Annotated in this window: 17 protein-coding genes; 7 read left to right on the top strand and 10 right to left on the bottom strand. The window is 71.6% G+C overall.

What is annotated here, in order from left to right; genetic code table 11:
* Nucleotides 1–36: 36 nt before the first annotated feature.
* The 7 genes from murD to rsmH all read right to left on the bottom strand — a co-directional run bounded on the left by murD (nt 37) and on the right by rsmH (nt 9,242).
* A complete protein-coding gene (gene murD / locus G412_RS0107015) occupies nt 37–1,455 on the bottom strand; it encodes a UDP-N-acetylmuramoyl-L-alanine--D-glutamate ligase (RefSeq protein ID WP_028811456.1) in 1,419 nt (472 codons plus the stop codon).
* Entirely contained in the window at nt 1,452–2,522 is a 1,071-nt protein-coding gene (gene mraY, locus G412_RS0107010) for a phospho-N-acetylmuramoyl-pentapeptide-transferase (RefSeq protein ID WP_028811455.1), read from the bottom strand. Before mraY ends, murD begins: the two co-directional genes overlap by 4 nt.
* A complete protein-coding gene (locus tag G412_RS0107005) occupies nt 2,519–3,934 on the bottom strand; it encodes a UDP-N-acetylmuramoyl-tripeptide--D-alanyl-D-alanine ligase (protein ID WP_028811454.1) in 1,416 nt (471 codons plus the stop codon). The genes mraY and G412_RS0107005 overlap by 4 nt, the downstream gene beginning before the upstream one ends.
* A complete protein-coding gene (locus G412_RS0107000) occupies nt 3,931–5,631 on the bottom strand; it encodes a UDP-N-acetylmuramoyl-L-alanyl-D-glutamate--2,6-diaminopimelate ligase (RefSeq protein WP_037647908.1) in 1,701 nt (566 codons plus the stop codon). The genes G412_RS0107005 and G412_RS0107000 overlap by 4 nt, the downstream gene beginning before the upstream one ends.
* Before the next feature lie 13 nt (nt 5,632–5,644).
* Nucleotides 5,645–7,618 (bottom strand): peptidoglycan D,D-transpeptidase FtsI family protein, encoded by a 1,974-nt coding sequence (locus G412_RS0106995; RefSeq protein ID WP_028811452.1) that lies wholly within the window; start codon nt 7,616–7,618, stop codon nt 5,645–5,647.
* A gap of 101 nt (nt 7,619–7,719) precedes the next feature.
* On the bottom strand, nt 7,720–8,289 hold the full coding sequence (ftsL, locus tag G412_RS33555; protein WP_037647907.1) for a cell division protein FtsL: 570 nt from the start codon (nt 8,287–8,289) through the stop codon (nt 7,720–7,722).
* On the bottom strand, nt 8,286–9,242 hold the full coding sequence (gene rsmH / locus G412_RS0106985) for a 16S rRNA (cytosine(1402)-N(4))-methyltransferase RsmH (protein ID WP_028811451.1): 957 nt from the start codon (nt 9,240–9,242) through the stop codon (nt 8,286–8,288). Before rsmH ends, ftsL begins: the two co-directional genes overlap by 4 nt.
* 394 nt (nt 9,243–9,636) lie before the next feature.
* Here rsmH and G412_RS0106980 point away from each other — a divergent pair, with 394 nt between their 5' ends.
* The 4 genes from G412_RS0106980 (at nt 9,637) to G412_RS0106965 (ending at nt 15,418) form a co-directional block, all read left to right on the top strand.
* Nucleotides 9,637–10,200, top strand: a complete 564-nt coding sequence (locus tag G412_RS0106980) for a beta-class carbonic anhydrase (protein ID WP_028811450.1) — start codon at nt 9,637–9,639, stop codon at nt 10,198–10,200.
* Between the two features lie 210 nt (nt 10,201–10,410).
* A complete protein-coding gene (locus tag G412_RS0106975) occupies nt 10,411–11,445 on the top strand; it encodes an AAA family ATPase (protein ID WP_028811449.1) in 1,035 nt (344 codons plus the stop codon).
* Nucleotides 11,445–12,878 carry a DUF58 domain-containing protein gene (locus G412_RS0106970; protein WP_028811448.1) on the top strand — a complete coding sequence of 478 codons (1,434 nt, stop codon included), beginning with the start codon at nt 11,445–11,447 and terminating at the stop codon, nt 12,876–12,878. The genes G412_RS0106975 and G412_RS0106970 overlap by 1 nt, the downstream gene beginning before the upstream one ends.
* Complete coding sequence (locus G412_RS0106965; protein ID WP_028811447.1) at nt 12,875–15,418, top strand: transglutaminase TgpA family protein; 2,544 nt, start codon at nt 12,875–12,877, stop codon at nt 15,416–15,418. Before G412_RS0106970 ends, G412_RS0106965 begins: the two co-directional genes overlap by 4 nt.
* A 138-nt stretch (nt 15,419–15,556) precedes the next feature.
* Here the strand turns inward: G412_RS0106965 and G412_RS0106960 are convergent, their stop codons facing one another.
* From G412_RS0106960 to G412_RS0106950, 3 genes are all read right to left on the bottom strand, one after another.
* Nucleotides 15,557–15,964 carry a DUF3040 domain-containing protein gene (locus tag G412_RS0106960; RefSeq protein ID WP_028811446.1) on the bottom strand — a complete coding sequence of 136 codons (408 nt, stop codon included), beginning with the start codon at nt 15,962–15,964 and terminating at the stop codon, nt 15,557–15,559.
* Between the two features lie 284 nt (nt 15,965–16,248).
* Nucleotides 16,249–17,019: a class I SAM-dependent methyltransferase gene (locus tag G412_RS0106955; RefSeq protein WP_028811445.1), complete on the bottom strand. Its 771-nt coding sequence runs from the start codon at nt 17,017–17,019 to the stop codon at nt 16,249–16,251.
* A gap of 103 nt (nt 17,020–17,122) precedes the next feature.
* Complete coding sequence (locus G412_RS0106950) at nt 17,123–17,647, bottom strand: SAV_6107 family HEPN domain-containing protein (RefSeq protein WP_028811444.1); 525 nt, start codon at nt 17,645–17,647, stop codon at nt 17,123–17,125.
* A 104-nt stretch (nt 17,648–17,751) separates the two neighbouring features.
* On the opposite strand from G412_RS0106950, the gene G412_RS0106945 reads away from it, so the two are divergent.
* The 3 genes from G412_RS0106945 to G412_RS0106935 are packed head-to-tail and all read left to right on the top strand — an operon-like array spanning nt 17,752 to nt 21,312.
* Nucleotides 17,752–18,549, top strand: a complete 798-nt coding sequence (locus G412_RS0106945; RefSeq protein ID WP_028811443.1) for an ATP-binding cassette domain-containing protein — start codon at nt 17,752–17,754, stop codon at nt 18,547–18,549.
* On the top strand, nt 18,521–20,689 hold the full coding sequence (locus tag G412_RS0106940) for a YhgE/Pip family protein (protein ID WP_028811442.1): 2,169 nt from the start codon (nt 18,521–18,523) through the stop codon (nt 20,687–20,689). The genes G412_RS0106945 and G412_RS0106940 overlap by 29 nt, the downstream gene beginning before the upstream one ends.
* A gap of 11 nt (nt 20,690–20,700) precedes the next feature.
* A complete protein-coding gene (locus G412_RS0106935; protein WP_028811441.1) occupies nt 20,701–21,312 on the top strand; it encodes a TetR/AcrR family transcriptional regulator in 612 nt (203 codons plus the stop codon).
* The last annotated feature ends 186 nt before the right edge of the window (nt 21,313–21,498 follow it).

Genomic DNA, 21,498 nt, shown 5'->3' with positions numbered 1-21,498 from the left:
GAGCTGCGCCGACCGGTCCGGCGCGGGGACCGGTCGCTAATCGCGCTCCGGAGCCAACTCCCGTACGGCGTCGGCGAATGCCTCGCCACGCTTGTTGTAGTTGGTGAACATGTCCATGGAGGCGCAGGCCGGGGCCAGCAGGACCGTGTCCCCGGGCCGCGCGAGCCGCGCCGCTTCCCGGACCGCCGCCGACATCGCCCCAGTGTCGGTCCGGTCGAGGTCGACCACCGGTACTTCGGGCGCGTGTCGCGCGAGGGCTTCGCGGATCAGGGCGCGGTCGGCGCCGATGAGGACGGCGCCGCGCAGTCGCTTTGCCGACTTCTCGACGAGCTCGTCGAAGGTGGCGCCCTTGGCGAGGCCGCCCGCGACCCACACGATGGGGTCGTACGCCGCCAGGGAGGCCTCGGCGGCGTGGGTGTTGGTCGCCTTGGAGTCGTCGACGTAATCCACTCCCCCGACGTCCGCCACGTGCTCGATGCGGTGGGCGTCGGGGCGAAAGGCCCGCAGGCCGTCGCACACAGCGGCCGGCTCGACGCCGTACGCGCGGGCGAGGGCCGCTGCCGCGAGGGCGTTGGCGATGTTGTGCGGGGCGGGCGGGTTGACGTCGGAGACGTCCGCGAGCTCCTGGGCGTTCTTCTGGCGGTTCTCGACGAAGGCCCGGTCGACCAGGATGCCGTCCACGACACCGAGTTGGGAGGGCGCGGGCGGGCCGAGGGTGAAGCCGATCGCGCGGCAGCCCTCCTGGACGTCGGCCTCGCGGACCAGGGCCTCGGTCGCGGGGTCCTGGACGTTGTAGACGCAGGCGACCTGGTTGCCCTCGTAGATCCGGCCCTTGTCGGCGGCGTACGCCTGCATGGAGCCGTGCCAGTCGAGGTGGTCGGGGGCGAGGTTCAGCACGGCCGCGGAGTGGGCGCGCAGCGACGGCGCCCAGTGCAGCTGGTAGCTGGAGAGCTCGACGGCCAGTACGTCGTACTTCTCGTCGCCGAGGACGGCGTCCAGCAGGGATACGCCGATGTTGCCCACGGCGGCGGTACGCAGCCCGGCGGCCTCCAGGATGGAGGCCAGCATGCGTACGGTCGTGGTCTTGCCGTTGGTGCCGGTGACCGCGAGCCAGGGAGCCGCGTCGGGGCCCCGCAGGCGCCAGGCCAGCTCCACGTCGCCCCAGATCTCCACGCCCGCCTTCGCGGCGGCCAGGAAGAGCGGCTTGTCAGGCTTCCAGCCGGGCGCGGTGACGATCAGCTCGGTGCCCTCGGGGAGGGACGCGCCGTCGCCCAGGCGGACGGTGACGCCCAGGGCTTCGAGTTCGGCGGCCTGGGCGCGCGAGCGCTCGTCGTCGCCGTCGTTGACGACGGTGACGTGGGCCCCGAGCCCCCGCAGCACACGTGCCGCGGGGATCCCGGAGACGCCAAGACCCGCGACGGTCACCCGCTTGCCGGTCCAGGTCACTGCTGTCACTTGTCGGCCGCCCAGCCCGCGTAGAAGAGCCCGAGGCCGATGATCACGCACATGCCCTGGATGATCCAGAAGCGGACCACCACAAGGACTTCGGACCAGCCCTTGAGTTCGAAGTGATGCTGGAGTGGCGCCATCTTGAAAACGCGCTTGCCGGTCATCTTGAACGAGCCGACCTGGATCACGACGGACATCGTGATGAGGACGAACAGGCCGCCGAGGAGCGCCATCAGGAACTCGGTGCGGGAGCAGATCGCCAGACCCGCGAGCGCGCCGCCGAGGGCGAGCGAACCGGTGTCACCCATGAAGATCTTGGCGGGCGAGGTGTTCCACCACAGGAAGCCGAAGCAGGCGCCCATGAGGGCGGCGGCGACGACCGCCAGGTCGAGTGGATCTCGTACGTCGAAACAGGCTTCCGGGTTGGTCAGGCTCGGCGCGTCGGCGCAGGACTCCTGGAACTGCCACAGGCCGATGAAGGTGTACGCGCCGAAGACCATCACGGAGGCGCCGGTGGCGAGACCGTCGAGGCCGTCGGTGAGGTTCACACCGTTCGACATCGCCAGGATCATGAACAGCGCCCAGACCACGAACAGCACCGGCCCGATCGACCAGCCGAAGTCCTGGACGAAGGAGAGCCTGGTGGACGCCGGGGCGTTGCCGCGTACGTCCTTGAACTGCAGGGCCAGGACGGCGAAAGCGATGCCGACGATCAGCTGTCCGGCCATCTTCGCCTTGGCCCGCAGGCCCAGCGAACGCTGCTTGACGATCTTGATGTAGTCGTCGAGGAAGCCGACCAGGCCCATGCCCGCCATGAGGAACAGCACCAGCAGACCGGAGGCGCTCGGCTTCTCGCCGGTGATCACCTTCGCCAGGGCGTACGCGATGAGCGTGGCCAGGATGAAGGCGATGCCGCCCATGGTGGGGGTGCCGCGCTTGCCGTGGTGGCCGCGCGGACCGTCGTCCCGGATGAACTGCCCGTACCCCTTGCGGGCCAGCAGTTTGATGAGCAGCGGGGTACCGATCAGGGTCAGAAAGAGCCCGATCACTCCCGCGAAGAGGATCTGCCTCATCGGCCGGTGACCTCGCCCTCGGCGCGGTGGTCGAGGAGCGCCTGGGCGACCCGCTCGAGACCGACCGACCTGGAAGCCTTCACCAGCACGACGTCTCCCGGACGCAGTTCACTGCGCAACAGGTCGACCGCCGCTTGCGCGTCGGACACGTGCACCGACTCCTCACCCCACGAACCCTCGTTGTAAGCGCCCAGCTGCAGCCAGGCCGCTTCTCTGCCCCCGACTGCCACGAGCTTGCTGACGTTGAGCCGGACGGCGAGCCGTCCGACCGCGTCGTGCTCGGCGAGCGAATCGTCACCCAGCTCGGCCATCTGGCCGAGCACCGCCCACGTACGACGCCCCGTGCCCATGGCCGCGAGCGCACGCAGGGCGGCTCGCATGGATTCGGGGTTCGCGTTGTAGGCGTCGTTGACGACCGTCACGCCGTCAGGACGCTCGGTGACCTCCATGCGCCAGCGGGACAGCGTGCCCGCCTCGGAGAGCGCGGTGGCGATCTCGTCCACGGACATGCCCAGCTCATGGGCGACGGCGGCCGCGGCGAGCGCGTTCGACACGTGGTGCTCACCGTACAGCCGCATGGTCACGTCACTGCACCCGGTGGGTGTGTGAAGGCTGAAGGCCGGCTGTCCGTTCCCGGTGAGCCGGACATTTTCGGCCCGTACGTCAGCATCCGCGGCCTCGCCGAAGAGCAGCACGCGGGCCTTGGTACGGGACGCCATGGCCCGTACGAGCTGGTCGTCGGCGTTGAGCACGGCCACACCGCCCGCGTCCGCCGCCGGCAGCGCCTCGACCATCTCGCCCTTGGCCTCGGCGATCTGCTCGCGGCCGCCGAACTCGCCGATGTGGGCGGTGCCGACGTTCAGTACGAGGCCGATGTGCGGCGGGGTCAGCTCGGTGAGGTACCGGATGTGGCCGATGCCGCGCGCACCCATTTCGAGGACCAGGTGCTCGGTCTCCTCGGTGGCGCGCAGGGCGGTGAGGGGCAGGCCGATCTCGTTGTTGAGGGAGCCGGGCGTCCAGACCGTGGGGGCCTTGCGCTCCAGGAGCTGGGCGATCAGGTCCTTGGTGGACGTCTTGCCGGCCGAGCCGGTCAGGGCGACGACCTTCGTGCCGAGCCGTTCGACGACGGCGCGGGCCAGGGCGCCCAGCGCCTCGGTGACGTTGTCCACGACGATGGCGGGTACGCCGACGGGCCGGGTGGCCAGCACGGCTGCCGCGCCCGAGGCGACGGCCTGCTCGGCGTAGTCGTGGCCGTCGACGCGCTCGCCCGCGAAGGCGGCGAAGAGGCTGCCGGGCCGCACCTCGCGGGAGTCGATGACGACGGGACCGGTGACCTTCAGGCCGCTGTCCGGTATGTCGTGCGACTGCCCGCCGGTGATTCCGGCGATCTCGGCGAGGGAGAGTGCGATCACCGGGTCACCCCGCCCTCGTGGAACGGTCCGGCGCTGCGGATGGCGGCCCGGAGGACCTGGCGGTCGTCGAAGGGGCGTACCACTCCGGCGAGGTCCTGTCCCTGCTCGTGCCCCTTGCCCGCGACGAGCACGGTGTCACCGGGCTTGGCGCGGGCGACCGCCGCCGCGATGGCCGAGGCGCGGTCGGCGTCGACCAGGACGTCGCCGCGCTCGTGCGCGGGCACCTCGGCGGCGCCCGCGAGCATCGCGGCGAGGATCGCGAGGGGGTCCTCGGAGCGCGGGTTGTCGGAGGTCAGTACGGCGGTGTCGGCGAGGCGGGCGGCCGCGGCGCCCATCGAGGGCCGCTTCTGCTTGTCGCGGTCGCCGCCGCAGCCGAGCACGATGTGCAGCTCGCCCTCGGTGACCTTGCGCAGGGCGCGCAGGACCGATTCGACAGCGTCCGTCTTGTGGGCGTAGTCGACGACGGCGAGGTACGGCTGGCCCTCGTCCACGCGCTCCAGGCGGCCCGGTACGCCGGGGACTGCGGCGATGCCGTCGGCGGCGGTCTGCGGGTCGACGCCCGCGACGGCGAGGGTGACGATCGCGGCGAGCGTGTTGGCGACGTTGAAGGGCCCTGCCAGCGGGGCGGTCGCGGCGACGCGCTCGCCCCTGGGGCCGGCAACCGTGAACGTACTGCTGAACGGGCCGACTTCGACGCCCTCGGCGCGCCAGTCGGCGTCCGGGTGGCCCTCGGCGGAGAAGGAGGTGACCGGGACGCCCGACTCGGTGATGAGCCTGCGGCCGTAGTCGTCGTCGAAGTTGACGACGCCGACCTTGCTGCGCTCCGGGCTGAAGAGACGTGCCTTCGCCTGGAAGTAGTCCTCCATGTCGGAGTGGAATTCCATGTGCTCGGGGCTCAGGTTGTTGAAGACCGCGACGTCGAAGACGCAGCCGTCGACCCGGCCGAGCACCAGCGCGTGGCTGGAGACCTCCATGGCGACCGCCTCGACGCCGCGTTCGCGCATGACGGCGAAGAGGGCCTGGAGGTCGGTGGCCTCGGGGGTGGTGCGCTCGGACTTGATGCGCTCGTCGCCGATGCGCATCTCGACCGTACCGATGAGACCGGTCTTCCGGCCGGCCGCCCGCAGACCGCCCTCGACGAGGTACGCCGTGGTGGTCTTGCCGGACGTGCCGGTGATGCCGAGCTGGAGCAGGGCGTCGCCGGGGTGGCCGTAGATCTCGGTGGCGAGCTCACCCATCCGGCCGCGCGGGTCCTCGACGACCAGGGCCGGCAGGCCCGTGGCCGCGGCCCGCTCGGCGCCGGTGGGGTCGGTGAGGATCGCGGCCGCGCCGAGTCCCGCCGCCTGCGTGGCGAAGTCCGCGCCGTGCAGGCGCGCGCCGGGCAGGGCGGCGTACAGATCGCCTGGCCTGACCGCGCGGGAGTCGTGCGTGATTCCGGTGACCTCGGCTGCGCTCTCGACGGCTCGGGCCTCGATACCCAGCCGTTCGGCCAGCTCCCCGAGGGGTGTCGGGCGGACCTGGACCGGCCGGGGCGCTCCGGGGTACGTCACCGGGGCGTCCTTCTGGGTGGTTTGGGACTGATCAGCGTGTGGCACGGCGGTGAGCGTACCGGGCGTACCCGGCCCCTCGCGAAACGAGGGGGCTTTGTGCGGGGAGGGGTCTTCTTGGTTCCCGTGGTTCCGGGTGATGGTTGTCACTGATGGTCCTGAGTCACTCGCCGGGTGTGAAGGACACCGGCAGCCGGGCGGGCTTGCTGCCGGTCGGTGGGACCTGGAGGGTCTTCAGTGCGAACTCCATCACCTGCTTGTAGATGGGGCCGCAGATCTGGCCGCCGAAGTAGCTGCCTCTGGTCGGGTTCTGGATGGCGCAGTAGACGGTGACCCGCGGCTTGTCGGCGGGCGCGAAACCCGCGAAGGACGCGGTGTAACCCTTGTAGCGTCCGGTGGCCGGATCCACCCGGTTGGACGTGCCGGTCTTTCCGCCGACGCGGTAGCCGGGGATGCGGGCCTTGGTGCCCGTACCCTCCTCGTCGTCGACGACCGACTCCAGCATGGTGGCCAGCGTCTTGGCGGTCTTCTCACTCACCACCCGGTTCTTCCTGGGCGCGGGGGCCGGGGTGAAGCGGCCGTCGGGCCCCTTGGTGCCGCGTACGAGGGTTGGCTGGATCCGTACGCCGCCGTTGGCGATCGTCGAGTAGACGGAGGCCGCCTGCATGGCGTTGAGCGACAGGCCCTGGCCGAACGGGATCGTGTACTGCTGCGAGGTGCTCCAGTCCTTGGGCGCCGCGAGGATGCCGGAGGTCTCGCCGGGGTAGCCGAGCCCGCTGGGGCGGCCGAGGCCGAACTTGCGCAGGTAGGAGTGGAGGACCTGATTGGCCTCCTTCCGGGTCTTGCCGAGCTGCTCGGTCGCCAGGATGGTGCCGATGTTGCTGGACTTGGCGAGTACGCCGTTGAGCGTCAGGTACCAGGTGGGGTGGTCGATGTCGTCCTTGAACAGCCGGTCGCCGCGGTGCAGCCGGTTCGGTACGACGACATGGGTGCCCGGCGCGGCCGCGTTCTCCTCCAGCACCGCCGCCATGGACATGACCTTGGCGGTGGAGCCGGGTTCGTACGCGTCCTGGAGGGCGGCGTTGCCCATGGCGGCGGCGTCGGCCTCGGAGAGGTCGTTGGGGTCGAAACCGGGAGCGTTGGCCATGGCGAGGACCTCGCCGGTGCGGGTGTCCTGGACTATCACGTAGCCGCGGTCCGCCCCGGACTTCCTCACCTGCTCGGTGATGGCGTCCTGGGCGGCCCACTGGATGTCGCGGTCGATGGTCAGCTCGATGTCCGAGCCGGGCACGGCGGGGACCTCGCGGGCGCCGACGGTGGGGACTCTGCGGCCGCCGGACTGGGCGTACTTGATCTCGCCGTCCTTGCCCGCCAGCTCCTCGTTCAGCTGGGTCTCCAGGCCGCCCGCGCCCTTGCCTTCGGCGTTGACGTAACCGAGTATCCCGGCGGCGAGATCACCGTTGGGGTAGACGCGCTTGCTGCTGGCCTCCTGGAAGACGCCGGCGAGGACGTTGACGCCCTTGCCGCCCTTGGCCTTGTCCGCCCTGGCCTTCTCGGCGAAGACGCTCTTGAGGTCCTTGATCTGATTCCAGATCTGCGGCGTCTGGCGGCGGGCCAGGACGGCGTACCTGCTCTTGGGCGTGCTCAGCTTCTTCGCCAGGTCGTCCGCGTCCTTGCGGAGGATCGGCGCGAGGAGCGCCGCGGCCTGCTCGGGGGCGTCGGGGGCCTTGGTGAACTCGGCGGTGAACATCGACGGGTCGGCCGTGATGTCGTGCGCGTCGACGCTGGTGGCCAGCGCGATGCCGCTGCGGTCGGTGATCTCGCCGCGCTCGGCGGCCAGCGTGGAGCTGGAGTACCGGTTCTTCTCGGCCTTGGCGGTGTACGCGCTCGCGTCGACGGCCTGGACCTGGAGCAGCCGTACGACGAAGGCCAGCATGACCAGGGTGAGCCCGACACCGACCAGGCGCAGCCGGGGCCTGGGGCTGCCGAGTACCAGGGAGCGTCCGGCCCTGGGCGCGGGGCGCGGGCGTGCCACCGGGGGGCGTGCGTTGGGCCGCCCGGCGGGCTTCGGACGGCCGCCGCTGTGCGGGCGCCCAGGGCCGGGGACGCGACGGCGCGGTGGTTCCTGGGGGGGCACTGCGTCACCTGCCGGGGGTCGTGGTCGGCTTCGCGGACGGACTACGGACGGGCTGCGGGCTGGCTGGGGGCTGCGGGCTGCGGGCTGCGGGCTGCGGACGGTTACGGGACCGGGCCGGAAGCGGGGGCGGGAGGGCCGGCGGGAGCCGGAGCGGAAGCGGGCGGGGCCGGTGCGGGGGCCGGCGGGGCCGGTGGGACCGGTGCGGCGGCCGGTGGGGCCTGCACCGACGGGACCAGGGGCACCGTCGCCGGGGGCGGGCCGGGGGCCGGGAGGCCGAGCGGGGCACGGCGGGTGAGTGCCTCGGCCGACGCCCGGGAGGGCACGCCGCGGACCGTACCGTCGGGGTCGAGGAACGCGGGGCTGCCACCGGGCACCATGCCGAGTTCGCGGGCCCTGCGCTCCAGCGCTCCGGGGGCGGACCGGTCGTCCACGTCCTGCTGGAGCGCCTGTTCCTTGTCGGTCAGCTCGGTGGTCCGCTTCTTGATTTCGCTCAGCTTGAACGAGCCCTCGTTGAGCGCGGAGTTCAGCAGCAGGAGCGTGATGAGACCGCCGCCGAGCAGCAGCACGACCAGCAGCACGAAGGGGGTCCTGGCCGCCTGGTGGGGACCCGACGGCATCAGCCGCGACAACCGCGCGGCCCGCCCCTTGAGCTGCTTGGCCGGCTTGGTCACAGCACGTCCACCCGGATGCGCTGCGCCCCGCGCAGCCGCGCCGGGGCGGCGCGGCGGTTCTCCGCGATCTCTTCCTCGGTCGGCAGTTCCGCGCCGCGCGTCAGGAGTTTCAGTTTCGGCTGGTACTGCTCGGGTACGACCGGCAGACCGGGCGGCGCGGTATTGGCGGCCCCCGCTGCGAAGACCTGCTTGACCAGGCGGTCTTCGAGCGAGTGGTACGAGAGGACCGCGATCCGGCCGTCCACGGCGAGCGACTTCACCGCTGCCGGGATCGCCCGCTCCAGCACGGAAAGCTCACCGTTGACCTCGATGCGCAGCGCCTGGAAGGTGCGCTTGGCGGGGTTGCCGCCGGTGCGCTTGGCGGCCTGCGGCAGCGCGTCGCGGATCAGCTCGACGAGCCGGGCGCTGTTGCTGAAGGGCTCCTTCTCGCGCTCGCGCACGATCGCGGAGACGATCCTCTTGGCCTGCTTCTCCTCGCCGTACTGGCGCAGGATCCGCACCAGCTCGCCCGGCGGGTACGTGTTGAGGACCTCGGCGGCGCTGACGCCCGTCGTCTGGTCCATGCGCATGTCGAGGGGGGCGTCGTGGGCGTACGCGAAACCGCGCTCGCGCTCGTCGAGCTGCATGGAGGAGACGCCGAGGTCGAAGAGGATGCCCTGGACCCGGGGGACGGAGAGCCGTTCCAGTACGTCGGGCAGCTCGTCGTAGACCGCGTGCACCAGGGTCGCCCGGTCGCCGAACCGGGCGAGCCGCTCGCCGGAGAGCCGCAGCGCCTCCTTGTCCCGGTCGAGCGCGATGAGCCGCGCCTCGGGGAAGGCGGTGAGCAGGGCCTCGCTGTGTCCGCCGAGACCGAGGGTGCAGTCGACGACCACGGAACCCGGCTTCTGGAGGGCCGGGGCCAACAGGTCCAGGCATCGCTGGAGCATCACCGGGACGTGTCGGGTCTGGCTCATGCGCCCTCTCAGGTACCGGCGCGGTCGTGTACGTACGGCCTGGTCCCCACCCGCTCGAAAGGGGACGGCCTGCCGGCGCCGGGGAAGTGGCGTCGGCCGACCGGCGAGCAGGTGGAGGCCGGGCCGTACGTACGCCGCGCACGCGGGAGTGATTCGGAATGTGCGTGATGTGTCCGTAAAGCAGTAAGGGACGCGTCACGCCACCCACTTCGCGTCACTTTAGTCGACTCGTCCTTCCGGTCAATCAACGGGCCAGCGCGCCGCGCGACCTCGTTTTCACCCGTACGGAGGATGCTGCGAATCCCTGTGGTTTACCTCACAACAACCCTTGTTGACGCTCTTTGTCCCATCTCACGGCGGGCTCGAACCGCCCGTGGCCATTAACGTCTGACGCATGTCGACTTTCGCGCACCTTCCCGCCGAGTCCACCGAAGCCAAGCCCGTCGCGGCGCGCACCGGAGACTCGGTCACCGACCGCCTCGTGGAGGCGAACCAGGAGTACGCCGCACGCTTCCAGAACGCGGGGATGGACGCTCGGCCCGCGCTGAAGGTCGCCGTGGTCGCCTGTATGGACGCGCGCCTGGACCCGCACGCCGCGCTCGGCCTGGAACTCGGCGACTGCCACACCATCCGCAACGCCGGCGGCGTGGTCACCGACGACGTGATCCGCTCGCTGACCATCAGCCAGCGCGCACTCGGTACCCGCAGCGTCATACTCATCCACCACACGGGTTGCGGTATGGAGAGCCTCACCGAGGACTTCAGGCACGAACTGGAGGAAGAGGTCGGGCAGCGTCCCGCCTGGGCCGTGGAGGCCTTCCGGGACGTCGACCAGGACGTTCGCCAGTCGATGCAGCGCGTGCGGACCTCGCCGTTCATGCTGCACACCGACGATGTGCGCGGCTTTGTCTTCGATGTGGCCACCGGCCTGCTGCGGGAGATCGACCCCGCGAAGTAGTACCGAATAGCGGTGACCGAGCGGATGAAAACGCGGCAACCCCCGACATAACCCTCCCCGTTATCCACAGGCAAGTGACACGAAGCGGTAACGGCAACAACAATGCGGGTGTGACATCGCGCCGGACCGTCCGCGCGTGATGTCCGTGTTTCGGGGTGGGCCGCTGCGTCGTCGTGGCGTCGGCCCGTTGAACGGGCTAGGAGGGCCGGGGTGACGACCTATGACGATCGAGCGAGCCTCACAGATCTGACCACCACAGCGGAGCGTGTCCGCAGGTCGGTGGAGGGTGTGATCGAGGGCAAGCCGGAGGTCGTACGGCTTTCGCTGACCGTGCTCCTCGCCGAGGGACACCTGCTGATCGAAGACGTGCCGGGCGTCGGCAAGACGATGCTCGCCAAGGCGCTCGCCAGATCCATCGACTGCTCGGTCCGGCGTATTCAGTTCACGCCCGACCTGCTGCCTTCGGACATCACCGGCGTGAGCATCTACGACCAGCAGAGACGCGACTTCGAATTCAAGCCGGGAGCGATCTTCGCCCAGATCGTGATCGGTGACGAGATCAACCGCGCCTCGCCGAAGACCCAGTCCGCGCTCCTGGAGTCGATGGAGGAGCGTCAGGTCACGATCGACGGGCAGACGTACGAGCTGCCGTCGCCCTTCATGGTGGTCGCCACGCAGAACCCGGTGGAGATGGAGGGCACGTACCCGCTGCCCGAGGCACAGCGCGACCGCTTCATGGCGCGGGTCTCCATCGGCTACCCGAGCGCCGAGGCCGAGCTCCAGATGCTGGACGTGCACGGCGCGGCGTCGCCGCTCGACGACCTCCAGCCGGTGGCGCACGCCCACGAGATCCTGAAACTGATCGACGCGGTCCGCACCGTGCATGTGGCCGACGCGGTACGGCGGTACGCCGTGGAACTGGTCTCCGCCACCCGCGGCCACCCCGACCTGCGGCTCGGCGCCTCGCCGCGTGCCACGCTGCATCTGCTGCGCGCTGCCAAGGCGTCCGCCGCGCTGAGCGGACGCGACTACGCACTGCCCGACGACGTACAGGCGCTCGCCGTGGCGGTGCTCGCGCACCGGCTGCTGCCGACGGCCCAGGCCCAGCTGAACCGGCGTACCTCCGAGCAGGTCGTACTGGACATCCTCCAGCGCACCCCCGTACCGACGGCGGAGCGCAGGACGGCTCCGCCCGCCGCTGCCCCGGTGTACGGCGCTCAGCAGCCCGGCGTACGGCGACTGTGATGGCGGCCGGGGGGCCCGCCGCGGGCGCCGCGGGTGATGGTGGCGGGGACAGTGACGACGACAAAGGCGGTCTGCGGGCCGCGCTGTCGGGGCTGACCACCCGCGGCCGGTCGTTCCTGGCGGCGGGCGTGGCCGCCGCGGTCTGCGCGTACGTCCTGGGGCAGGGCGACCTGCTGCGGGTCGGGCTGCTGCTCGCCGTGCTGCCGCTGGTCTGCGTGGCCGTGCTGTACCGGACGCGCTACCGGGTCGCCGGCAGCAGGCGGATGACGCCGTCGCGCGTGCCGACGGGCTCGGAAGCGCGCGTACACCTGCGGATGGACAACGTCTCGCGGCTGCCCACCGGCCTGCTGATGCTCCAGGACCGGGTGCCGTACGTCCTGGGGCCGCGGCCCCGGTTCGTCCTGGACCGGGTGGAGGCGGGCGGCCGGCGCGAGGTGTCGTACCGGGTCCGCTCGGATCTGCGCGGGCGCTACCCGCTCGGCCCGCTCCAGCTGCGGCTGACGGACCCCTTCGGCATGTGCGAGCTGACCCGCTCCTTCAGCGCGTACGACACGCTGACCGTGATCCCGCGCGTCGAGGCACTGCCCGCCGTGCGGATGACCGGCGAGGCGTCGGGGTACGGCGACGGGCGCAACCGCTCGCTCGCGCTGGCCGGCGAGGACGACGTGATCCCGCGCGGCTACCGGCACGGCGACGACCTGCGCCGCGTGCACTGGCGCTCCACCGCGCGCTACGGCGAGCTGATGGTGCGCCGCGAGGAGCAGCCGCAGCGCGCCAGGTGCACGGTGCTGCTCGACACCCGGCGGGTCGCGTACCAGGGGGCGGGTCCCGACTCGCCCTTCGAGTGGGCGGTGTCGGGAGCGGCCTCCGCGCTGGTGCACATGCTCGAACGGGGCTTCTCGGTACGGCTGTTGACGGACACCGGGAACTCGGTGCCCGGTGAGGGCTCGGGCGGCTTCGCCGGGGCCACCCGGGAGACGGCCGACTCCGCCGGACTGATGATGGACACGCTCGCCGTCGTCGGGCACTCGGACGGCGCGGGGCTCTCCGCGTCGTACGACGTGCTGCGCGGCGGCAACGAAGGGCTCCTCGTCGCCTTCTTCGGCGACCTCGACGAGGATCAGGCGGCCGTGGCGGCGCGTATGCGGCAACGCGGCGGGGCCGCCGTCGCCTTCGTACTGGACAGCGAGACCTGGACGCTGGGGAAGGCGCCCGGGCAGGGAAGGGCCGTGGACGCGGCGGGCCTCATGGCGCGTGTGCCGGCCGCGGCCGAGGAACGGGTCAGGCCGCTGCGCGAGGCGGGATGGACGGTGCTGACCGTGCCGCCGGGCATGCCGCTCGCCGACCTGTGGCGGATGGCCGAACGGCAGCGCACCGGCTCGGGGGCCTCGCCCGCGGGTGGCGCGGCAGGCACGACTGGGGGTTGGTCATGAGCGGTCGCGGACGGCTGGCGCTGTGCGCCACGGCGGCCACGCTGATGGCGGCGGGTGCCCTGCTGCCACTGGTCAGCAAGACGTCCTGGTTCCTGACGGCCGCACTGCTGGTGACGGTCCAGGCGGGGGTGGGAGCGCTCGCCCGGCGGGTGCCGCTGGCCCGGACGCTGACCGTGGCGGTCCAGGCCCTGGTGGCGCTGGTGATGCTGACCATGGTGTTCGCCAGGGAGTCGGCGCTCGGCGGGGTGCTGCCGGGGCCCGAGGCGTTCGGGGAGTTCGCGCGGTTGCTGACGACGGGAGCCGAGGAGGTCGGGCGGTACGCCATCCCGGCGCCGGCGACCGAGGGCATCAGGCTGATGCTGGTCGGCGGTGTGCTGCTGATCGGCCTGGCCGTGGACGCGATCGCGGTGACGTTCCGCAGCGCGGCCCCGGCCGGGCTGCCGCTGCTCGCGCTCTACTCGGTGGCGGCGGGCCTTTCGCCCGGCGGCGCGAGCTGGCTGTGGTTCCTGCTGGCGGCCTCCGGCTACCTGCTGCTTCTGCTGGCCGAGGGCCGGGACCGGATCTCCCAGTGGGGCCGCGTCTTCGGCGGAGCGCCACGCGCCGGTGGGCGTACGGCGGCCGCCGGGTTCGAGACGGCGGGCGGCTCGGCGCTGGCCCCCGTCCGTACGGGCCGGCGCATCGGCGTACTCGCGCTGGGCATCGCCCTCGTCGTCCCCGCCTCGCTGCCCGCCCTGGACGGCGGACTGCTGAGCGGCACCCGCACCGGGGGCGGCGGCGGCTCGGGCGGAGGCACCATTTCCGCGGTCAATCCGCTGGTGTCGCTCCAGAACAGCCTCAACCAGCCCGAGGACCGCGAGGTGCTGCGGTACCGCACGAACACGGACAGCACGGAGGATCTCTATCTGCGGATCGTCGCGCTGGACCAGTTCGACGGCGCCGCCTGGAAGTCGTCCGAGCGCCGGATCGAGGACGTACCGAACCGGCTGCCGCGCCCGCAGGGGCTCGGCCCGGGTGTCCGTACGACCGAGATCAACTCCAGCGTCTCGGCCGCCGGCTGGTACGCGCAGAGCTATCTGCCGCTCCCCTACCCGGCGACGCAGGTGGACATCGGCGGCCGCTGGCGTTACGAACCGGCCGGCCGCACCCTTGTCGGCGACCGGGGCCAGACCACCCAGGGTGTGCGCTACACGGCCGGCAGCCTGATAGTGCAGCCGACCGCCGAGCAACTGGCCGCGGCCACCACGCCACCGGCCCGTCTGCTGCGCGAGTACACCAAGGTTCCCGGTTCGCTGCCCGAGGTGGTCGGGTCGACCGCGCGCCGGATCACCAAGGACGCCTCGAACGACTACGAACGGGCGGTCGCGCTCCAGGACTGGTTCGCCTCGGACGGCGGGTTCACGTACGACACGCAGGTGCAGTCGGGCAGCGGTACGGCGGCGATCACCCGCTTCCTCAGGGACAAGGAGGGCTTCTGCGTCCACTTCTCGTTCTCGATGGCCGCGATGGCGAGGACGCTCGGGATCCCGGCGCGGGTGGCGGTGGGCTTCACGCCCGGCGCCGCGCAGCCCGACGGCACCATGTCGGTCGGTCTGCGCGACGCGCACGCCTGGCCCGAGCTGTATTTCGAGGGCGTGGGGTGGACGCGGTTCGAGCCCACGCCGACCCGTGGCTCGGTGCCGGACTACACCCGCGACGAGACACCGTCCGACAGCGCGTCCGACCCCGCGCAGGCGCGGCCGAGCACGTCGGACGCACCGTCGGCGGCGCCCAGTGCCACGGACAGCTGCCCGCCGCAGATGCGGAGGCAGGGTGAGTGCGGCGCCGCCGCGCAACAGGGCGGGGCCGGGCCGACCGACACGGGGTTCCCGCTCGGTACGGTGCTGTGGGTGACGCTGGGCGTGATGCTCGTGGTGCTGCTGCTTCTCCTGCCGCTGCTCTGGCGGATCCGGGTCCGTGCGCGGCGGCTGGGCTCCGGAGGCTTCGGGCCCACGGGGCAGGCCGCCCTCGCGCTCGCCGCCCAGCAGGGTTCCGGGGGTCGCGCGCCGGGCGACGGGGCGGCCCTCACGTTCACCGGCCGGCCGGAGCCGGGGGGCCGTACGCCTGCGGACCTGGCTGCCCGTACGCTCGCCGGCTGGCGTGAGATCACCGACTCGGCGTGGGACTACGGCATCGCGCCGGACGAGTCGCAGACGCCGCGCAAGGCCGCCGCGCGGGTCGTGCGCCTCGGCGGACTCGAAGGGGCGCCGGCCGAGGCGGTGCACCGGGCGGCGGGCGCCGTGGAGCAGGTGCTCTACGCCCCGCGGCCGGCCGTCTCGGGCAGCCTGGCCGACGAGGCGCGGCTGGTACGGGCGGGACTGCGGTCCGCGGCGGGGCGGGGCGCGCGTCTGCGGGCGGTCGTAGCACCGCGCTCGGCTGTCCGGGTGGTCTGGGCCCTGTCGGCGCGCTGGGCCGCCGTGACGAACCGGTGGGGTGCGAGCCGCTGGAATGTGGAGCGGTGGGCGGGCTCCCTGCGACGCCGCCCGTCCCGGCAGCGTGGCTGACGGACGAAACGAAGTGAGGGGTGACCGCGTGGAAGCGGTCACCCCTCACTCGTAAGCAAGTGTTGGATGCGATCGGCCAGTGTCCGGTCAGGCCAGTGTCCGGTCAGGCCGGTGTCCGGTCAGCGAACGCGGCCGGTGTCAGCGTCCTTGGCCCTCGTCGCGGCGGCGCTGCCACCGCTGCTCGATACGGTCCATGACCGACCGTCGCTGCCGGGGCCGGCTGCGAGCAGCCGCACCGCCGGTACCGGTACCGGGAGCTGGTTGCTCACCCGGCTTCGGGGCCTTGCGCCAGCCGGTGACCGCGAGCACCGCGCAGCCGAGCATCACAAGGAAGCCCACCACGCTGACCCAGATCTGCTGTGCGACCATTCCGGCCATGAGGAGCGCGATACCCACCAGAAAGCCTGCGACTGCCTGGTAAACCCGTCGCCGGGTGTACGTACGCAGCCCGCTTCCCTCAAGCGCTGTCGCGAACTTGGGATCTTCGGCGTACAGCGCTCGCTCCATCTGCTCGAGCATTCGCTGCTCGTGCTCCGAGAGCGGCACGGGAGTCCTCCTACTCGTCGGTCGCGGGGGGCGACCGTTTGCGGCCCTTTCAGAATAGGCAGGGAATCGCCCCCGTGAAACCCGCCCTCTACGCCAATTCACAATCCGGGCCGCCATGCCGTCTCGGTTGCCTGAGGTGTGCATTCCCCATTGGCCGATCCGCCATGCGCACGGTGTGCTCCGATCATACGGGGCAAGGCGGCCGATCGGGGGGCCTGTGGCGGACTCCATGTGCCACTGCGTTGCTGATCAGCCGCATTTCGCGCCCCGTGGGACGGGGTTCCTCAGCGCTCGCCGGGCTCCTGCTTCTCGCCCAGGACGTGCAGCTGGGTCGCGACGGAGTGGAAGGCGGGCAGCTCGGCCGCCGCGGCCTCCAGCCTGAGCAGGGCGTCCAGGGCGCCCGGCTCGGTGTCCACCAGGGCGCCGGGTACGAGGTCGGCGAAGACCCGTACGCCGTGCACGGCACCGACCTCGACGCCGGCCTTGCCGACGAGCTCGGTGAGCTGATCGGCGGTGAAGCGCCGCGGCACCGGGTCACCCTCGCCCCAGCGGCCCGCCGGGTCGGTGAGGGCCTGCCGGGCCTCGGTGAAGTGCCCGGCCAGGGCCCTGGCCAGGACCGCGCCGCCGAGGCCCGCGGCGAGCAGGCTGAGGGTGCCGGAGGGGCGCAGGGCGTCAACGGCGTTGCGCACCCCCTCGGCCGGGTCGTCGACGTACTCGAGGACGCCGTGGCACAGCACCGCGTCGTAGCCGCCGCGCTCGACCACGTCGAAGAGGCCGTGGATGTCGCCCTGCACGCCGCGCACACGGTCGGCGACGCCTGCCTCGGCGGCCCGGCGCTCCAGCGCGAACAGCGCGTTGGGGCTGGGGTCGACGACGGTGACGCGGTGGCCGAGACGGGCGACGGGCACCGCGAAGTTGCCCGTGCCACCGCCGGTGTCGAGAACGTCCAGGGCGTCGCTCCCTGCCGCCTTGACCTTGCGGTCTAGAGCGTCCTTCAGGACCTCCCAGACCACGGCGGTACGGAGGGAGGCGCGGGGGCGCATCGGGTCCGACACGGCAGTTGACTCCTCGGCGCGGTGCCGCCGCGGACGGCGGGGCGGTGAACGGTGCGGGCGATGAACGCCCTTCCCACCCTATTGCCTCCGCGAACCGGTCCTGTCATCCCGCGTCCGTGCGGTCCGTACGCGCGTTCCGGGGCTGGGGCAGCACCGGATCGAGTACGAGCAGCCGCTCGACCAGGCGCAGGAACATCGCGGCGTCGCGCAGCAGGTCGTCGGCGTCCCGGATGCTCGCCGCTCCCTGTATGCCTGCCTCGGCGAGCGCCCGGCGGCGGGCGCCTGAGGCGAACAGGGCGCTCCACTCGGTCAGTTCCGGCGCGATCTCCGGGAGGACCTCCCAGGCGCTGCGGATCCGCCGGCGGCGGGACGCGGTGGTCTCCGGCCGGCCCCGGGCCGCGAGGACGGCGGCGGCGGTCCGCAGGGCGGCGAGGTGGGCCGTGGCGTACCGCTCGTTCGGCACTTCGAGGTCCGCGGCCTCATCAAGGCCGCTGCGGGCCTGGGCGAGCAGGTCGAGGGCTGCGGGCGGCGCACCCGCCCTGCGCAGCACCGGGTGGACGTCTGAGGACGTACGAGCCATGACGAACCTCCTTCGTCGCGTGACGGCTCCGTAGCCGTATGTGTCCATCGTGAAGGACACCACTGACAATCGCCCTGACCTGGACTTTTGCTTCGATCGCAGGTTCGGGATAGCTTTTGCACTGACTGGTCAGTTTAAAAAGGGGAGGGCTCGTGGACAGCCCGAGCAGTACGCACGGGGCCGCTGTTACCGCGGAAGGTTTCGGACTGAAGGGCCCGCGCGGGTGGGCGTTTCGCGGCGTGAGCGTCGCGGCGGAGCCCGGCACGCTCATCGCGGTCGAGGGTCCGTCCGGCTCCGGGCGGACCTGTCTCCTGCTCGCCCTCACCGGCCGCATGCGCGCCACCGAGGGCCACGCGGAGGTCGGCGGCCTGCGCCTGCCGAAGAAGATGTCCGCCGTACGCGCCATGAGCGCACTCGGACCCGTCACCGGCGTCAATGAGCTCGACCCGGCCTTCACGGTCGCCGAGCACCTGCGGGAGCGCGCGCTCCTGCAGCGCCGCTTCGACGGCTCGCTGCGCGCGCTGCTTCGGCCCCGTGCCGAGCGCGCGGCCGAAGCACGGGCCAGGATCGACACCGCGCTCGACGCCGTCGGCCTGGACCTGGACACGCTGCCCAAGGGGGCGCGTACGTCCGTACGGGATCTGGAACGGCTTGAGGCGCTTCGCCTGTCCGTCGGACTGGCTCTCATGGGCAACCCCCGGCTGCTCGCCGTGGACGACCTGGACCTCAAGCTCTCCGACGCCGAACGCGTACTCGCCTGGGAACTGCTGCGCCGCGTCGCGCGAGCGGGGACAACCGTCGTCGCGGTGTGCAGCGAAGCGCCGGACGACGCGCTGCGGATCACTACCGGAGCCGACGGAACCACCGGCACCGAGACCGGCAGCGACACCGACACCGAGATCACCGAAGAGGGGGCGGACGATGCGATCGCCGAAGCTGGCCGCGCTTGAGCTGAAGCGGTTCGGCAGGGGGAGGCTGCCGCGCGCCGCGCTCGTGGCGCTGCTGCTGCTCCCGCTGCTGTACGGGGCGCTGTACCTGTGCTCCTTCTGGGACCCGTACAGCAGGCTCGACCGGATACCCGTCGCACTCGTCAACGACGACAAGGGCGCCACCGCCGGCGGCAAGAAGATCGCCGCCGGTGACGAGATCACCGGGAAGCTGCTCGACAGCAAGGTCTTCGAGTGGCACGAGGTGAGTGCCGACGAGGCCCGCAGGGGTGTCGAGGACGGCGCGTACTACCTGTCCCTGACCATGCCGGAGGACTTCAGCGAGCGGATCGCGTCCAGCTCGGGAGACGCTCCCGAGACCAGCGCCCTCCAGGTGCGTACGAACGACGCCAACAACTACATCGTCGGACAGATCTCACGAACGGTCTTCTCCGAGGTGCGGACGGCAGCTTCGAAGGACGCCTCCCGTTCGTTCCTCGACAAGATCTTCATCTCCTTCTCCGACATCCATGACTCCACGCAGAAGGCGGCCAAGGGCGCCGACGACATCAACGGCGGGATCGGAAAGGCGAAGAAGGGCTCCAGCGACCTCAAGGGGGGCCTCAACAAGGCCAAGACCGGCTCGAAGGAACTCGCCGACGGGCTGAGGAAAGCGAAGAAGGGCAGCGGCGAACTGTCCGGCGGCCTGAAGACGCTGCACACGAAGTCGGGTGAGCTGAAGACCGGCGCGCAGAAGGTCGCGGACGGCACACAGCGGCTCGCCGACAAGGTCAACGGCCTCGCCGGATCGGTCAGCCCGTACCTCAAGGACAACGGCAAGACGATCGGGGACACGGCGAAGCTCGTCGCCGACAGCACCCGGATCGTCCGTGACGACCTCGGCACGCTCGTGAAGGCCGCGCCCGTCGCCGCCGAGGGTTCGCGCGTCGCCGCCGACGAGCTGCACAGCGTCTACCAGGCGCGCTGTGTGAACCAGCCGCTCGACGACCCCGCCTGCCCGCAGCTGAAGAAGGCCGACAAGGCCGCTGCGGACGCCGCTCTCATCGCCGCGGACGTCAACAATCTCGTCAAGGACCAGCGCGGTGACCTTAACCGGCTCGACAGGGACCTGGCCAAGCTCCAGGAGGAGGCGCGCAAGCTGTCGGCGCGCGCTCCCCACCTGGACGAAGACCTCGACGCCGCCGTCAGCCAGGTCAACGCGCTCAACAGCGGCGCCGGGAACGTCGCGCGGGGAGCCGCCAGGATCAGTACCGGCCTGGGCTCCGCGAAGGCCGGTGCCGTCAGCCTCGACAGCGGCATCGGCAGGCTCAACACCGGCGCCACCGACCTCGACAACGGCCTGGGCAGGCTGCAGTCGGGCGCCGGAGAGCTGAACGGCGGCCTGATCAAGCTCGCCGACGGCTCCGGCGAACTCGCCAGCGGCCTGCACAAGGGCGTCGGCCGGATCCCGGACTACGACAAGGAGAACCGCGACGAGCGCACCCAGGTGATGGCCGACCCGGTCCAGCTCGCCTCCCAGTCGATGCACAAGGCGCCCAACTACGGCACCGGTTTCGCCCCGTACTTCATCCCGCTGTCCCTGTGGGTCGGCGCGATGGTGGCGTACATGCTCATCCAGCCGCTCAACCGCCGCGCCCTCGCGGCCGGGGCCTCGGCCTGGCGGATCGCCCTCGCCGGCTGGCTGCCGGTGGCGGCGCTCGGGGTGCTGCAAGTGGCCGCGCTCATGTCCGTACTGCACTGGGGCCTCGGCCTGCGGATGGAACGCGCCGCGGGAACGGTCGGTTTCCTGGTGCTGGTGACGGCCTGCTTCTCGGCGATCGTGCAGTGGCTGAACGCACGCTTCGGCGCCGCGGGCCGCATCCTGGTCCTCGCCCTGCTGATGCTCCAGCTGACCTCGGCGGGCGGCACGTACCCCGTCCAGACCAGTCCGGGCTTCTTCAACGCCATCCACCCCTTCCTGCCGATGAGTTACGTCGTGGAGGGCCTGCGCCGGCTCATCACCGGCGGCGGCCTGGAGCCGGTGTGGACGGGCAGCGCGGTACTCCTGGCCTTCACCGTGGGGGCGCTGGCGCTGACGGCCGTCTCCGCCCGGCGCAAGCAGGTCTGGACGCTCGACCGTCTGCACCCGGAGCTCAGCCTGTGAGAATCATGTCCATGGACAGCAGCAGCACGCGCCGCCAGGTCACCCGGCAGAAGCTCTACGAGGCGGCCGTCACTCTCATCGCGGAGCAGGGTTTCTCCTCGACGACGGTGGACGAGATCGCCGAGCGCGCCGGGGTCGCGAAGGGCACGGTCTACTACAACTTCAAGAGCAAGACCGAGCTCTTCGAAGAGCTGCTGCGGCACGGAGTCGGACTGCTCACCGCGTCCCTTCAGGCCGCGGCCGACGAGACGGCTGAGCGCGAAGGCACCAAGGTGGAGGCCCTCGACGCGATGATCAGGGCCGGCCTCGGTTTCATCGACCGCTATCCGGCCTTCACCCAGCTCTACGTCGCGGAACTGTGGCGCACCAACAGGGCCTGGCAGTCGACGCTCCTGGTGGTACGGCAGGAGGCTGTCGCCGTCGTCGAGACGGTGCTGCGCGAGGGCGTCGAGAACGGCGAGCTCAGCAAGGAGATCGACATTCCGCTGACGGCGGCGGCCCTGGTCGGCATGGTGCTGGTGGCGGCGCTCGACTGGCAGGCGTTCCAGCGGGAGCGGACGATCGACGACGTGCACTCCGCGCTGTCTCTGCTGCTGCACGGCCGGGTGAGCGGCCGCCGCTAGGGAAACGCGCGCACAGCGAAAACGCCGGTCCGGCGAGGCTCGATCCCCCCGAGCCCCGCCGGACCGGCGTCTTTCTGTGCTCCCCCCGTGGGCCCCCGCGGGTCCCCCGACCCCCGTAACACCCCCGCTGCGGCAGGGGAGCCGCGCCGCTCCGCCGCCCCGTGTCGGCGGTGCGGGCGCCGCGCC

Origin of the sequence: Streptomyces flavidovirens DSM 40150 (genome assembly GCF_000429085.1) — a bacterium.
GTDB lineage: Bacteria > Actinomycetota > Actinomycetes > Streptomycetales > Streptomycetaceae > Streptomyces > Streptomyces flavidovirens.
This window is presented reverse-complemented; position numbering and strand designations above follow the sequence as displayed.